At 54.3% G+C, this 15724-nt stretch carries 9 protein-coding genes; 6 read left to right on the top strand and 3 right to left on the bottom strand.

Annotation, left to right across the window (positions count from 1 at the left end; genetic code table 11):
- Positions 1 to 218: 218 nt before the first annotated feature.
- Entirely contained in the window at positions 219 to 851 is a 633-nt protein-coding gene (locus tag GOB85_RS01020) for a ribonuclease HII (RefSeq protein ID WP_173575744.1), read from the top strand.
- Complete coding sequence (locus GOB85_RS01025; RefSeq protein ID WP_242011189.1) at positions 848 to 1987, top strand: site-specific DNA-methyltransferase; 1140 nt, start codon at positions 848 to 850, stop codon at positions 1985 to 1987. Before GOB85_RS01020 ends, GOB85_RS01025 begins: the two co-directional genes overlap by 4 nt.
- A gap of 58 nt (positions 1988 to 2045) precedes the next feature.
- On the opposite strand, the gene GOB85_RS01030 is transcribed toward GOB85_RS01025, so the two are convergent.
- The gene (locus GOB85_RS01030; protein ID WP_242011190.1) at positions 2046 to 2675 is read right to left on the bottom strand and encodes an ankyrin repeat domain-containing protein; all 630 of its coding nucleotides are present in this window, start codon (positions 2673 to 2675) and stop codon (positions 2046 to 2048) included.
- A gap of 529 nt (positions 2676 to 3204) precedes the next feature.
- On the opposite strand from GOB85_RS01030, the gene GOB85_RS01035 reads away from it, so the two are divergent.
- Genes GOB85_RS01035 through GOB85_RS01050 form a run of 4 tightly spaced genes read left to right on the top strand, consistent with a single transcriptional unit; the run spans position 3205 to position 12575 of the window.
- A complete protein-coding gene (locus tag GOB85_RS01035) occupies positions 3205 to 4455 on the top strand; it encodes an MdtA/MuxA family multidrug efflux RND transporter periplasmic adaptor subunit (protein ID WP_173575745.1) in 1251 nt (416 codons plus the stop codon).
- A 9-nt stretch (positions 4456 to 4464) separates the two neighbouring features.
- Entirely contained in the window at positions 4465 to 7650 is a 3186-nt protein-coding gene (locus tag GOB85_RS01040; protein WP_173575746.1) for an efflux RND transporter permease subunit, read from the top strand.
- A 39-nt stretch (positions 7651 to 7689) separates the two neighbouring features.
- Positions 7690 to 11010 carry an efflux RND transporter permease subunit gene (locus GOB85_RS01045; RefSeq protein ID WP_173575747.1) on the top strand — a complete coding sequence of 1107 codons (3321 nt, stop codon included), beginning with the start codon at positions 7690 to 7692 and terminating at the stop codon, positions 11008 to 11010.
- A gap of 5 nt (positions 11011 to 11015) precedes the next feature.
- The gene (locus tag GOB85_RS01050) at positions 11016 to 12575 is read left to right on the top strand and encodes an efflux transporter outer membrane subunit (protein ID WP_173575748.1); all 1560 of its coding nucleotides are present in this window, start codon (positions 11016 to 11018) and stop codon (positions 12573 to 12575) included.
- 91 nt (positions 12576 to 12666) lie between these two features.
- Here the strand turns inward: GOB85_RS01050 and GOB85_RS01055 are convergent, their stop codons facing one another.
- Positions 12667 to 14232, bottom strand: a complete 1566-nt coding sequence (locus GOB85_RS01055; RefSeq protein ID WP_242011191.1) for a carbohydrate porin — start codon at positions 14230 to 14232, stop codon at positions 12667 to 12669.
- A gap of 11 nt (positions 14233 to 14243) precedes the next feature.
- A complete protein-coding gene (locus GOB85_RS01060) occupies positions 14244 to 15587 on the bottom strand; it encodes a GntT/GntP/DsdX family permease (protein ID WP_173575749.1) in 1344 nt (447 codons plus the stop codon).
- Between the last annotated feature and the right edge of the window lie 137 nt (positions 15588 to 15724).

Consider the following 15724-nt stretch of genomic DNA (forward strand, 5'->3'; position numbering starts at 1 on the left):
TCCGTCAGCAGAAATATATGCTTCATTTTGTATTATACTCAGTCCTGACTCACAATATTTACATTCGGGCCGTCAGCCCCTGGAGCCTTCAACATAATTTTTTGTCTCTCCGACTCTTGCGTCCACCCCCCATATAATGGTTTTCCTTTCTTACGAGTCGCAGATCAAACGACTCGTCGATTCAAAGCGAGTCGCTTGAAGACCGAGGAAGGGACGCCATGCCGGATTTCACACTGGAGACGGGATATGGTGGTCGCGTGGCTGGCGTGGACGAGGCCGGTTGCGGCCCCCTCGCAGGTCCGGTCGTCGCGGCCGCTGTCGTCTTCGGTGCTGGTGTGCCCGATGATCTTGCTTCGATCATCGACGATTCAAAAGCGATCAAACCGACACGACGTGAAGCTATTGCCCGACGCCTGACGTCTGTCCCGGGAATCGAAATCGGGATTGGTGCGGCTTCGGTCGCTGAAATTCTTCGACTAAACATTCTTCGTGCTGCCCACCTCGCAATGCGGCGTGCCGTCAATCGTCTTCCGACACCTCCTTCGCTTGCTCTTGTTGATGGCAACAAAGCTCCCGCCCTTGAGGTGCCAGTCCGTACACTGGTGGGTGGAGACGCAATCAGCCTGTCGATCGCCGCAGCATCCATCCTGGCCAAAGTAACCCGAGACCGGATCATGGTGCGCCTTGATCTGCGCTGGCCAGGCTACGGATGGGCCCGCAATGCCGGATATGGCACGGCCGCACATCGAACAGCCATTACCACACAGGGCTGCACGCCCCATCATCGTCGCGATTTTGGCACGGTCCGTAAACAACTTGCACTCACCATTGCCCACGGAGACTCAGTATGAGCGGTGCTACCACCCCCATGGAACTGCCGCTTGACCAGATTCTGCGAGGCGAATGTATCGACGTTATGAAAATGTTACCAACAGCCAGCGTTGACTGCGTCTTTGCTGATCCACCGTATAATCTGCAGCTTCGCGGAGAGCTTCGCCGTCCTGATGATACTGTTGTAGACGGCGTCGATGATGACTGGGACAAATTTTCAGATCTTGCAGCTTATGACCGGTTTACCCGCGACTGGCTGAGTGAGGCACGACGACTGTTACGTAAGGATGGAACGATCTGGGTCATCGGTTCATATCACAATATCTTCCGTATTGGCGCCATTCTGCAGGACCTCGGATTCTGGATCCTCAATGACATCGTTTGGCGCAAATCCAATCCGATGCCCAACTTCCGCGGTCGGCGCTTCACGAATGCTCATGAGACGCTCATCTGGGCAGCTCGCAGCCAAAACAGTCGCTATCGGTTCAACTACCAGGCCATGAAAGCCCTGAATGACGATGTGCAGATGCGGTCGGACTGGTATCTTCCCCTCTGCACTGGCGGCGAACGCCTCCGCAATGACCACGGACTGAAACTCCATCCGACGCAAAAACCCGAAAGTCTGTTACACCGCGTCCTGATCTCGTCCACATCTGCTGATGATGTCGTGCTTGATCCTTTTACGGGCACGGGCACAACTGCCGCGATGGCGAAACGCCTCCGTCGACGTTTTATCGGGATTGAACGTCATCCTGACTATGTTGAGGCTGCAATAGGTCGGGTTCGACGCGAGAAGGCTCTTCCGCTCGATGCCATCGCCACGACGCCAATGAAACGAGAAGCACCGCGCGTACCATTCGGCAGCCTGGTCGAACGAAATTTTATTACGGTTGGAACGATTGTCTGCGATAAAAACCGTCGGATTTTTGCAACCGTTGCACCTGACGGAACATTAATCAGTGGCAGCAAACGCGGCTCGATTCACAAGCTGGGCGCCATGATGACCAGCGCGCCTTCCTGCAACGGATGGACGTTCTGGCATCTGGAGCGTGAAGGACAACTGATTCCTCTGGACGCACTGCGCAGCGAAAGCCTCGCTGCGGAAGCCGCAGAACTGATCGCCCCGTCCACGAATATCCCGATCGCCGCGCAATAAAAGCCTGAACGTCGCGACGATGTGCTCTGCCTGTATCGGCGCGCAGCGACAGAGCCCTTTAGCTTCCCCCGAAGCCAAGGAAGCCAACGGAAGGTTGCGGACGTCCTCCTGACACATCGTAGCGCGGGTCCACAACTTTTCCGGCTCGGGATGCCTTGCCGCCTATACTCAGATACCCTGTTCCGCCCTGCATACTCACACCGGAACTCGCGACCGATGTTGTTGTCTCTCCTGGCGAAGATTCGAGACTGCGCATCGAAAGCAGGAAAAACATGATGTCATTGCGATTAAGATCGATAGCCATATCGAGTGGCGTCTGTCCGAGCACATTATGACCACTCAGATCTGCACCGCGATTAACTGCCTCCCTTGCACCTCCGAGGCTACCCCGATTGATTGCATCAAAAAGCGCGGAGGTCGGTTCGAGGTCCATATTAGAATGCCCCCCCTCCTCTTCATTTGACTGTGCTCCCGGAAGCGCAGCCGGCGGCGCTGCCCGCTTTGCCGCACGCCTTTCCTCAGATTTCTTGGCGGCATCTTCAGCATCGGCTTCAGCTTCCGCCTGATCCGCATCCTGGGCGTGCGCGTGACGCGGCGAGACCGTTCCGGCGGCCAGACCGCCAAGGAAAATCGCGCAAGACAGATGAAGACCAAACCTGCGCTTCTGGACAAATCTGCGGTGGGACATGATGCAACAATACTCCGTAGCAGATCATTTAATAAAATTTACAGGATTTTGCCAGATCCGGAAGCCGAATCTCTTTGCGGAATATCGTGGTTAAGAACTGCGAGCTAACTGAGGTTTCTCCGGGAACGAAATCGGAGGCCAGCAGGGAAATGTTACTATTTCGTTTCGGTTTGTAGGGAATTCCCTCCATTTTTCGTTTCGCGGCAACTTAAATATTCATTCATTGAACCGGATCACAGAGCATGAGAATACGCTCCGCAGGAAAAAAATATCTTTTTATTTCAATGCACAACGATGAAATCACGGCCAGTATCGCTGCTCATTTTCCTGTGCTCAGGTGACCATGACCGGCTAGTGGCGCAATCGGATTTTACTGCTATCACGAGCGTGCCAGAGAGGTTTCTGTTTTCATGACCATGAGTTGTCATAAATAACTGAGGCCACAACTGGCACGACCATCATCCCCGCCCACAGGTCGTAAAACCGGAGCAGGGCCAGACAAAATTTGGCGGACGGAAACCGGCAGGACATGGACGAACAGAATACAGGTAACCCTCCGCTTTCGGATCAGAAAAAACTTCCGTCCCGCAAACGCCGACGTCTCTGGGTCATTGTGGGGATGCTTTTGCTGGTAGTACTGACGATCGTATTTTTCGCGTATCGCAGCCATAAATCAGGCAGCCGGCGACAGGGAGCGACTGGGTCGGATGCTCCGCAGCCAGTTGCTGTAGAAACAGTGACGACCGGAGATATGCCGGTGGTGCTCACTGAACTCGGCACAGTTATCCCTATCACCACTGTGACGGTTATGCCGCGCGTCGAAGGTTACCTGACCGATGTGAAGTTCATTGAGGGACAGCATGTCAAAAAAGGAGACCTGCTCGCCGTGATTGATACGCGTCCGTATGACGTGGCTCTGGCGCAGTATGAGGGGCAACTGGCTCAGGATAAGGCGCAGCTGGAAAAGGCGCGCGTCGATAATGCGCGTTATCAGAAGCTCATCAAACAGGACAGCGTGGCAGCAATGACTGCGCGGGATCAGGAGTTCACGGTCGAGCAGCTTGAGGGTACGGTGAAGGTCGATCAGGCTCTGGTCGACAATCAGAGGCTCCAGCTTGTGTATTGTCATATTGTCGCACCAGTGGATGGCCGGGTCGGCATTCGCGTGGTTGACCGAGGCAACTACATTACGGCGGGGCAGTCGGGCGGCCTTGTCATTCTGACGCAGATGCAGCCGATTTCAGTCATTTTCACTTTACCACAAGATCAGCTTGCTCAGGTTGCTGATCGTCTGCGGGCTGTCGGCTCTTTGCCGGTCGAAGCGTGGAACAGTTCCAACACGCAGAAAATTGCGACCGGCGCAGTCAGTACACTGGACAGCCAGATCGATACCTCTACCGGCACGGTGCGTTTGCGCGCCATCTTCACCAATGAAGATGAGCATCTGTTCCCGAATCAGTTCGTTAATGCCCGCCTTCTGGTGGACACTCTGCATAACGCAATCATTGTCCCGGGTAATGCGCTCCAGACCGGACCGAACGGGCAGTTCGTCTATGTTGTGAAGAGTGACAACACGGTCGATGTCCGTAACGTCAAGCCGGGCATTACGGACGGAACCCGAACGGTCGTCGCCAGTGGGCTCTCCGCCGGAGATAAGGTAGTCACGGATGGGACCGATCATCTGCGTGCGGGTGCGAAGGTCACGATCCCGGCCGATCACCCTGTAGCGGACGCAGATACTGCGCAGCCTGCGCAGCGTCATCACCGCCATGCGAACTGATATCCGCCAGTGAATCCATCACGCATCTTCATTGAGCGCCCGGTTGCCACAACGCTTCTGATGTTTGCCATTCTGATGGCGGGCCTGCTGGGCTACCATTTCCTGCCGGTCTCGGCTCTTCCTCAGGTAGAATATCCGACGATCACGGTTGAGACATTCTATCCAGGCGCGGGTCCGGATGTGATGGCGACATCCGTGACAGCCCCTCTCGAGACACAGTTCGGCCAGATGCCAGGGCTGGACCAGATGACGTCGCGATCATCAGGTGGAGCATCAGTCATTACACTCCGGTTCGGGCTGTCCATGTCGATGGATATTGCCGAGCAGGAGGTGCAGGCGGCGATCAACCAGGCCAATTCTCTGCTACCGACAGATCTGCCAGCCCCACCTATTTATGCGAAGGTGAATCCCGCCGATACGCCAGTGCTTACTCTGGGAATCACGTCGAAAACCATTCCGCTGCCAGAAGTTGAGGACTACGTCGACACGCGGCTTGAACAGAAAATCAGTCAGATTTCAGGCGTTGGACTGGTGACGCTATCGGGTGGGAACCGGAAGGCGATTCGCGTTCGCGTGAACATTCCGAAGCTGACATCCTATGGCGTGGATCTGGATACGCTCCGGACGACGATCGGCAACGTCAATGTCAACTCACCCACAGGAACATTCGACGGAGCGCAGCGAGCTTCCACACTACGGGTCGACGGGCAGATTACCGGGACCGACCAACTGCTGAATCAGGTGATTGCTTATCAGAATAATGGGCCGATCCGTATTCGGGATGTCGCGACTGTTGTAGTCGGAGCTGAGAACGATCAGCTTGCGGCATGGTCAAACACAACGCCGGGCCTTGTGCTCAATGTTCAGCGTCAGCCCGGCGCGAATGTCATTTCCGTTGTTGACAATATCAAGGCTGCGCTGCCGCGACTAAAGACATCGCTGCCTCCGGGCATCGACATTGTTCCGCTGACGGACCGGACCACGACTATTCGTGCTTCGGTGGCGGATGTCGAATTCGAACTGTTTCTCGCACTTATTCTCGTCGTTGCAGTCATTTTCGTTTTTCTGCGCAATGTTCCGGCAACGATCATCCCGAGCCTGTCTGTACCGCTCTCGATCGTCGGCACTTTTGCAGTAATGGATCTGCTGGGCTTTTCGCTTGATAATCTGTCGCTGATGTCTCTGACGATCGCGACCGGTTTCGTGGTCGATGATGCCATCGTCATGATCGAGAACATCTCCCGCTATATCGAGATGGGCGAGGATCGTATGACAGCCGCAATGAAGGGTGCAGGTGAGATCGGTTTCACCATTATTTCGCTGACAGTTTCGCTGATCGCGGTGCTGATTCCACTCCTGTTCATGGGAGATGTGGTCGGTCGTCTGTTTCATGAGTTCGCGTTGACACTTGCCATTACGATCGTGCTGTCAGCAGTGGTTTCTCTGACCCTCGTGCCGATGATGTGCGCGCGGTTACTCTCAGAGCGCCCGCATAGCCAGGCGGATGCACACACAGCGTTCCAGCGCTGGTCAGCCCGAATGGAAGTAGCGACAGAGCGTCTGATCGCGGTATATGATCGCGGGCTCGACGTTGTTCTGGCGCATCAGCGGATTACATTGCTTGTGTTCGGTGCGACGCTTCTGCTGACTGGTTTCCTTGCCTGGGAAATCCCCAAGGGTTTTTTCCCGGTGCAGGATACGGGTGTCATTCAGGGTATTTCCGTCGCAGCACAGTCGACCTCATTTGATGCCATGAAGGAGCACCAGCAGGTACTTGCCCGTGCGATCCTGAAAGATAAGGACGTAGTTTCGCTGTCATCGTTCGTTGGTGTCGATGGTCAGAACTCAACCCTGAACCAGGGTCGCTTTCTGATCAATCTTCGGGATCATGATGAGCGCAGCTCCTCCGCGCAGGAAGTTGCAGCCCGACTCACTGACGAAACCGGTGGCATTGCGGGCATCCGCCTTTATCTGCAGCCGGTGCAGGATCTGTCACTCGATACGACAGTTGCCGCCACGCAGTATCAGTTTCTGCTGGAAAATCCCGATTATAATGAGTTCAAAAGCTGGGTTCCGAAACTTGTCGAAGCGCTGCAGAAAGAGCCAGCTCTTTCTGACGTGACATCTGATCTGCAGGCTGAGGGGCTTGTGGCACGGATAACACTCGATCGTGCCACCGGAGCACGCTATTCGATCACGCCGCAAACGGTGGACAACGTGCTTTACGACTCATTCGGACAGCGCCAGATCTCCACGATTTACACTCAGTCCAATCAGTATCGTGTCATTCTTGAAGCCGATCCGAAATTCCAGACGAAACTCGGGTCGCTCAACCAGCTCTACCTGCCAGGTGTATCCGGAAACTCCGGTGAAAGTACTTCCGGTCCAACAAGGTCTCCAACGTCAGGGCTTGTTCCGCTGGCGGCTGTGACGTCGGTTACACATGAGACAGCCCCGTTGCTGATCACCCATTTCGGTCAGTTTCCGGCGACGACGATCTCGTTCAACGTTTCGCCGGGCTATTCTCTTGGCCAGGCGACAGATATCATCGAACGTGTTGAGAAATCCGTGAGGCTGCCAGCCTCCTTCCAGACATCGTTCCAGGGAACTGCGGCGGCATTCCAGGGGTCGCTCGGCAACGAGATGTTCCTCGTCGCCGCAGCTCTCGTTGCGGTCTATATCGTGCTGGGCATTCTGTACGAGAGCTTTGTTCATCCGGTCACCATTCTCTCCACCCTGCCCTCTGCCGGCATTGGTGCACTGCTGACTCTCCGTCTGTCAGGAGCCGGGCTTGATGTGATGGGTATTATCGGCCTGGTGCTGCTGATCGGTATTGTGAAGAAGAATGCGATCATGATGATCGACTTTGCATTGGAGGCCGAGCGAGTACATGGCATGTCCTCTCTGCAGTCGATCCGGCAGGCGGCCACGCTGCGTTTTCGTCCAATCCTTATGACCACGCTGGCCGCCATGCTTGGTGCATTGCCGATGGTTATTTCACATGGAACCGGCTCGGAGCTGCGTCGCCCTCTTGGTCTTGCCATCATCGGTGGTTTGGCGCTTTCGCAATTTCTGACTCTGTTTACTACCCCGGTGATCTATCTGGCACTCGACACGATGGCTCAAAAGTGGCGCGGGCGCGTGGGATCGGACATCACAGGCACGAGTCCGGAGCCGGATCATGGCCGGAGCTGATGCTGCGATGTTGATCTCTTTTCAGGCTAACCTGTTGTCATGAGTCCATGCCGCATCTTTATAGAGCGGCCTGTCGCGACCATATTGCTGACGGTCGCCCTGCTGATTGCCGGAATTATCGGTTATGTGAAACTTCCGGTTTCCGATCTGCCTAACGTCGATTTTCCAGTCATTCAGGTTCAGGCACAACAGGCGGGCGGATCGCCTGAAGAGATTGCCAGTTCTGTCGCTGCACCGCTTGAGAGACGTCTTGGTGGGATCGCCGATCTGACTGAGATGACGTCGCAATCGACTCAGAATCAGGTTCGCATCACGCTTCAGTTTTCGCTGTCACGTGACATCAATGGTGCTGCGCGAGACGTAGAAGCAGCACTGCAGGCCTCCCGGGCCGATCTGCCGACATCACTTCGTCAGAATCCAAGTTATTTCAAGGCGAACCCGAATGGCGCGCCAATTATCATTCTCGCCCTGACTTCTCCTACCCGCACTCCTGCCGCCCTCTATGACTTGGCGAGCAACGTGTTGCAGCAACACCTTTCCCAAATTCGCGGCGTTGGGATGGTCGATATTGCCGGAAGTGCTTTACCTGCAGTGCGGGTAGAGATGAATCCACTTAAGCTGTTTCGTTATGGGATCGGCTTTGAGGACGTAAGGGCAGCCTTGTCTTCAGCAAATGCTCATGGACCCAAGGGAGTTATCGATCAGAACGGAATGCGTTTCACGCTGGATACGAACGATCAGGCACGTTCTGCACAGGCATATCGAGACCTGGTGATCGCTTACCGGAACAACCGACCTGTCCGTCTGTCTGATGTCGCGGATGTGCATGATGGTGTCGAGGATGTCCGGAATGCCGGATTTTATAATCGCGAGCGGGCGGTGATTGCTGTCGTGTTCCCGCAGGCCGGCGCGAACGTCATTCATACGATCGACCAGATCAAGGCTGAGATGCCGATTCTTCAGACAGCCTTACCAACGGATGTATCGCTTCATACAGCACTCGATCGATCGCTCACGATCCGGGCCTCCCTGAAGGATACTCAGACGACTCTGATCATAGGCGTTATTCTCGTTGTGCTTGTTACTCTGGTTTTCCTGCGATCAATTCGTATGACGATCATTCCGGCCATTGTGGTTCCGACGTCGATCATCGCGACGTTCGGCGTGATGAAGCTCATGAATTTTTCGCTCGACAATATGTCGCTGATGGCACTGACGGTTTCGACTGGTTTTGTCGTCGATGATGCGATCGTCGTGCTGGAAAATATTGCCCGTTACATTGAGGAGGGAATGCCTCCACGTGAAGCAGCTCTGAAGGGTACAGAAGAAGTTGCTTTTACGGTTCTCTCGATTTCAATTTCGCTGATTGCAGTTTTTCTTCCTATCCTGCTTCTCGGAGGTCTTGCGGGCCGATTATTCCACGAACTTGCGATGACGGTGTCAATCACCATCATGATCTCGATGCTGCTGTCTCTGTCGCTAACGCCCATGCTGGCTTCGCGTATTCTGAAGCCTGTGTCAGTTCATGCTGAAACCTCCGGATCAGAAGACAGATGGTTCAGGCGGGCGGCGTCCATGCTTGGCCGTATATCCGGGCAGGCAGTCGACAGTATGGCGAAAGGATATGAATCCAGTCTGGACGTGGCTTTGCGACACAATCGTCTTGTCCTGCTGACCCTGCCGCTTACCATTATTCTGATGGGTGTGTTGTTCGTTGCGATGCCCAAGGGATTTTTTCCGACAGAAGACACCGGGATGCTGATGGGGCATCTTCAGGGTGACCAGTCGAGTTCATTTACGGCCATGACTCAGAAAGCTGACGCCGTGCAGGCAGCTGTTCTGAAGGAAAAAGAGGTCGAAAGCATTGCCGGATCTGTCGGTGGTGGTCGCGGCTCGGCCAATCAGGCAAACCTGTTTCTTCAGTTGAAAGACAAAAGTGAACGTGGACCCGCAGAAAATCTGATGGTGCGGATCACGAAACGGCTGAGTAATCTTGTTGGAGCGCGGTTTTTTCTCATGCAGCCGGGCGCAGTGCGCGCAGGAGCGCGGCAGGGAAACGCCGGGTATCAGTATACGCTGGAGGGCGATACCGCATCTGAACTTTATAGCTGGACACCGAAGCTCGTTGCGGCTCTTAGCCGTCATTCGGAGATTCTCGACGTATCCTCCGATGTTCAGCAGGGGGGAGCGGCTGTTGTTGCCGCGATTGATCGCGACACGGCCTCCCGGATGCAGATCACGCCACAACTGATTTCCAACACAGTTTACGATGCGTTTGGCCAGCGGGCTGCCTCTGTCATTTATAACACGCTGAATCAGTATCGTGTCGTGATGGAGGCGGCTCCTGATTTTAGGGCGAACCCGGACACGGTCAATCAGATGTGGGTTAGTGCGGCAGGCGGCAGCGCAGGTGGAGGGACTGTTTCAAACACGATCCGTGTCCGCGCCGCAACGACGGGCTCGAGCAGCAGTAGCGAGACTGCGAGCATCAGCAGTCAGAATTTTCGTAATCAGATTGCAAACCAGCTTGCTGGTGGCTCTTCCACATCCACCGGCTCGGCCGTGTCGACAGGAAGTGAGTCAATGATTCCGATTACCTTTATCACGGACATTTATCCGTCGCGGACGCCGCTTTCGGTCAATCACCAGGGGCAATCCGTCGCGGCGACGATTTCATTTAACCTTGCTCGCGGTGTCGCGCTTAGCCGGGCGATAGAAATTATCGGGAACGAAACTGTACGTCTCCATATGCCCACAACGATCCACGGCAGTTTCGCGGGAAATGCTGCTCAGTTTCAGCAGTCAGTCAATGATGAGCCGCTCCTGATCATGGCGGCGCTGGTCGCTGTGTATGTTGTGCTGGGAATTTTGTACGAGAGTTACGTTCATCCACTAACCATTCTTTCAACCCTGCCGTCGGCGGGAGTAGGCGCGCTGCTTGCTCTGGAACTTTTTGGCGAGGATTTTTCGCTCATCGCTATGATCGGGGTCATCCTGCTCATCGGCATCGTAAAAAAGAATGCCATCATGCTGGTTGATTTTGCGATCAATGCAGAACGGGAGACGCACTGCTCGCCATTGGACGCCATTCGCACGGCTTGTCTGCTCCGTTTCCGGCCGATCATCATGACGTCGCTGGCCGCTGCTCTTGGGGCAGCACCACTTGTCTTCGGCAATGGCTATGGCGCCGAGATGCGGCGCCCGCTCGGTATTGCCATCGTGGGAGGGCTTCTGGTCAGCCAGGCCCTCACGCTTTACACCACACCGGTAGTTTACCTGACACTGGATCGTCTGGCGCTGCGCGTCAGGCATCGTTCGTGGAAATTACGCTCTCACCCTACTAATCCTCAGGAAGTCTGACGCGGATGAAGACTACGATGCCCCGCCGCCCCACCCGCCGCGCCATTCTCATACTTACGCCACTAATGTTGTCCGGCTGTATGGTAGGCCCGGATTATAAGCGTCCGGAAGCTATTATCTCTCCGAAATTCAAGGAGCTGCGTCCGGCTCCTGGATGGAATTATGCTGCACCATCTCTTGCCGCAGCGCCGAAAGGTAAATGGTGGGAGATTTATAACGACCCGCTCCTGAATAGCCTGGAAGAACGGGTTGCCATCAACAATCAGAATGTCATCCAGTATGAAGCACGGTATCGGCAAGCCCGGGCAGCAATCAATTCTATCCGTGCCGAGCTTTATCCCACACTGAGCGGATCTTTGAGTTTCAACCGAAACAGCACAGGTCGCGGATCGCGTAATGCGTCTTCCGGTGTTCTGGTTAATTACGGTACCGGCGACACAGAGACCAGCTATACGCCATCCAACTCGACCGAAACCACTTATGGGATGGGTCCGACAGCAAGCTGGGACCTTGATTTATGGGGCGCCATCCGCCGGCAGGTTCAGGCTCAGGTCACGGAAGCGCAGGCAACTGCCGCAGACCTCGCAAATGCGGCTCTATCCTATCAGGTCCAGCTCGCCACAGCGTATTTCAATCTTCGGTATCAGGACAGTCTGAAAGATCTTCTTCATCGGAACGTAATATTTTATGAACGTTCTTTTCAGATTACCAACAATCAGTTTCAGGCTGGTGTTGCGGATCCGACCGCTGTGCTGCAGGCTCGCACGCAGCTGGAACAGACGCGTGCTCAGGAAGTCCAGGCCGGCATCGCGCGTGCGCAATATGAGCATGCTATTGCCGTCCTTGCCGGTGAGGCTCCCGCTGATCTGAACATTGCTCCCGGTATGCTGCCGCGGGCTATCCCTGCAATACCGGTTTCTGTCCCGGCGACGCTTCTTCAACGGCGACCGGACATTGCGGCGGCCGAGCGCCGTATGGAGGAGTATAATGCGCAGATCGGCGCTGCGATCGCTGCGTTCTACCCGGACGTCAAACTAACAGCTTCTTATTCCTACAGTGGTGATCCTGTTGGCGCCCTTGTTCAGGTCGCTAACCGAATATGGTCTCTTGGTGCGGCGGCAACGGAGACTATTTTTGAAGGAGGTGCACGCACAGCCGCAGTTCACGAAGCTGACGCCAACTACAATGCTTACACCGCCACTTATCGGCAGACTGTACTGACAGCGCTGCAGAATACGGAAGATCAGTTATCCAATCTGCGTATTCTCGCTGATCAGGCGACACAGCAGGAGATCGCTCTGAATGCGGCAAACCAGGCGGTGACTGTATCGATGAATCAGTATCTCGCTGGTACGGAGATTTACACGACCGTCATCACGGCCGAGGTAACAGCGCTGTCAAACGCTGAGACTGCGCTGGCTATCCAGCAGAGCCGGATTGTGGATTCAGTGACTCTTATCGGGGCGCTTGGTGGCGGCTGGGATGCCGCCAGCCTGCCGAGCAAAGGATCAATGCAGACGGATAATCCGTTTCTTCCATCCTTCATCCAAAAAGATAAAAACTGAAATTCATGATCCGCAAAATTAATGTTTTACAAACGGAAATATTGCCGGGCGCAATCATTTGCTGATGTTATGTGTGGGATTCAAGCCTCCTTCACATTAATTGAATGTGGCTTTTGAAACCTAGCAACGCTGCATCACGCAGATTACGCTGAGCGTTCGGATGCACATAATATTCAAAAAGCGGAGTAAAAATGACGCCCGGCATAATATGAATGGCATAATTTGCCTCCATGACCATCGTATCGCGCTGCACGCCCGTTGCGTGATTTGGCATTGTACTTCCTTCGTCCATCAGATATTGCTCAGTGAGCGACACACCTTTGGAAATCTTTGTATACGTAAATGCAAAACCCATTGTATCGTAAGGTCGTGATCGAAAGACACCCCGGTTCAGCAACGCTCCATATGCGAGATACTGTCGCAGAGATGTATGTGGATCGTTATAGATCACACCCCAAAGAGCAGTGAGACCTGAGTCCTTATCGTGATAGTGGAGGAGGCGCTGGTCGAACATTCCCCAGGTTGACCATGATGCACTTCGCGATTTCTGCTTACGATGCGTCAGCGCATAAGGCTGATCGTAAAGATCCAGAAAATTGTCATTCTGAGGCGTGCTGAAAACCTGAGCGCCAATCTTGTAATGACCAGGAAGTGTACCGCTACCAAAGACAGGTTCCCAGGCGGTTTCAACAGGTGCTGTATAACCAATAATATTGGCTCCGTTAAACTTGAAACCTGTGCGATGCTGAAAAACCTGGTAAATTCCATCCTCAATAGGATAGAGACCTGTCTGAATATAGACAGAGCGGGCCGGACGACCGCGCACCCGGAATCCCCACGTCGAGGCAGGATATCCGGCGGCAAAATTGGTATCGGTAATCCCTTTTGGGCGCCCACAGAAGCTCCCGTTCTGGAAATTGCAGAAGAGCGGGCTCGCCGCAAAGTCTGAAATTTCTGCCATGCGTCCGGCTGCTACGACAAAACGGCCACCGAACAGCGTTTCCTCACCATATAGATAGACCAGATGCACAACGACGTTTCCACCGCCGCCGTATGTTTCTGAAGCATGATTAAGCCAGTCGCCGAACATGCGGTTAGCCGTTGTCCCGTACCGTCCAATCGTGACCATATGCGTTGCAAATCCCTTCCAGCCGGCGAGCTTTTCCCAGTCGATATCAAGCTGCATGGCATACTGACCGGCGTTACTTGCCCCCTGTCTGTAATTAACGAAACCCGGATTGCTACCGCGTGTGGGCGGCGTTATCGCCCCGGCAAATTCGTTTGTATTATCAACAAGAAAATTAACTCCCCTCGCCCGCAACCATGCGGATAACGGGTTAGGCACGATGACCTCCGGATGTGAAAAGGGAGGCACTGATGTTTTTGTCGTTGCGTTGGGCAGCAACGGTGTAGACACAAGCTGGCTCGGTGCTGAACCGATATCGCGATCCATGACCTGTGCATGCGCCGGAGCAGAGAAGTACGAAGACAACAGGCATGTGATTGTCGCGCCCGCGACGCGCCGGAAAGCTTCACGAGACAAAAATTTCCCGCCAGCTCTCCTGTTTCTGACAGCAGAAACTACTGGCAAAGAAACAGCATCAAAAAATGGCAACATAAACTGTTGCGAGGCAGTCTGATTCCGAATTTTTTCCATGGAGAGCACACTCAATGCACAAAAATGGAAGCGATAAGGCAGAAAATCAGCCCGAACACAGCAATCAGTGTCTCAAGAACGGACCATGTCTTCATTGTCTGGGGAACCGTTAATCCCAGATATTCTTTAATCTGCCAGAAACCGGCATCGTTCATCGGCCCAAAGGCGACCGAACCAGACCCGGTTACGAGAACCATAAGTTCTGGTGACACGCCCGTTGAATGTGCAAGAATAGGACCGACAATTCCGGATGCCGTCGCCATCGCAACAGTTGCGGACCCGCACGCAACGCGCACGATTACTGCCAGAAGCCAGGCAAGGACGAGCAGCGGCATATGAGCGCCGAGTGCGGCGTCAGTAATCGCCTTCGACACGCCGCTATCCACCAGAACGCGGCCAAAACCACCGCCGGCACCAATCAGCAGCATTATCAACGCCGTGGGGCCGAGACACTCATTGGTAAACCGGAGAATTGTCTCGCTGGAGAACCCGCGAGCAACACCCAGAACGTAAAACGACATCACCGTCGCGATAGCCAGTGCGATGTCGGTATTACCGATGAAATGCAGAATACTATTGGGCGTACTCTGCGGGATAGTCAGAAAATCTGCTGCTGAGCCTGCGAGCATAAGGATAACCGGCGACAGAATTGTAAATACTGTCAGGGAAAAACCAGGAAGATTGTCCGGCGTCTCTGTGTGGATAAATTGTTCGGCCAGAGGGTTCACTTCTGTAAGTGGAACACGCGCTGCGGCGAAGCGCCCGAAAATGGGGCCTGCGATAATGGCGATGGGCGTGCCTATAAGGATGCCAAGCAAGATCGTGTGACCAACATTAGCATGATAGGCGCTCACGGCGAGTAATGCCGCCGGATGCGGCGGGATCAGTGCATGGGTTACAGATAACGCCGCGCCCATCGGGAGAGCGACACGCAGCAAAGGAGTTTTCGTGCGTTCTGAAAGCACGAAAACCAGGGGAATAAGCAGGACGAAACCAACCTCGAAAAACACAGGCAAACCGATGAGAAGACCTATCACCATCATTGCCCAGTCGATGCGATCCCGACCTGCAAGACTGGAAATTGTAATAGCGATACGATCAGCACCACCTGACTCCGCCAGCATTTTTCCGAGCATGGTGCCCAGGGCAATGACCGTGCCGACATGGCCAAGCACGTGACCTGCCCCGGCCTCGAATGAACCAACGACTTTGTCTGCGGGCATTCCGGCGACAAGGGCCATTACAACCGACGTCACAAAAAGAACGATGAACGGATTCAGACGAAAACGCGCAATCAGGACGATAACCGCACCGATCGCCGCCGCAGCGAGAGAGATGGCAAATATTGAGCTCATCCGGTGAGAACTCCCCTTTCTGGTGAAGTGCTCAACGTCCTGAAAGGGGACACGGAAAGACTTATAAAGTAAACGTGATGGTAGTATTCTAACGCATATTCCGGGCGTTAAGGCATTCGGCCAAAAGCACCTGATAA

The organism is Acetobacter fallax, from assembly GCF_011516735.1.
GTDB classification, from domain to species: domain Bacteria; phylum Pseudomonadota; class Alphaproteobacteria; order Acetobacterales; family Acetobacteraceae; genus Acetobacter; species Acetobacter fallax.

Bases quoted from the DNA above. Each gene is read 5' to 3' on its own strand.
- GOB85_RS01020 (WP_173575744.1), top strand. From the start codon at position 219: ATGCCGGATTTCACACTGGAGACGGGATATGGTGGTCGCGTGGCTGGC.
- GOB85_RS01050 (WP_173575748.1), top strand. From the start codon at position 11,016: ATGAAGACTACGATGCCCCGCCGCCCCACCCGCCGCGCCATTCTCATA.
- GOB85_RS01025 (WP_242011189.1), top strand. From the start codon at position 848: ATGAGCGGTGCTACCACCCCCATGGAACTGCCGCTTGACCAGATTCTG.
- GOB85_RS01060 (WP_173575749.1), bottom strand. From the start codon at position 15,587: ATGAGCTCAATATTTGCCATCTCTCTCGCTGCGGCGGCGATCGGTGCG.
- GOB85_RS01055 (WP_242011191.1), bottom strand. From the start codon at position 14,232: ATGGAAAAAATTCGGAATCAGACTGCCTCGCAACAGTTTATGTTGCCA.
- GOB85_RS01030 (WP_242011190.1), bottom strand. From the start codon at position 2,675: ATGTCCCACCGCAGATTTGTCCAGAAGCGCAGGTTTGGTCTTCATCTG.
- GOB85_RS01035 (WP_173575745.1), top strand. From the start codon at position 3,205: ATGGACGAACAGAATACAGGTAACCCTCCGCTTTCGGATCAGAAAAAA.
- GOB85_RS01045 (WP_173575747.1), top strand. From the start codon at position 7,690: ATGAGTCCATGCCGCATCTTTATAGAGCGGCCTGTCGCGACCATATTG.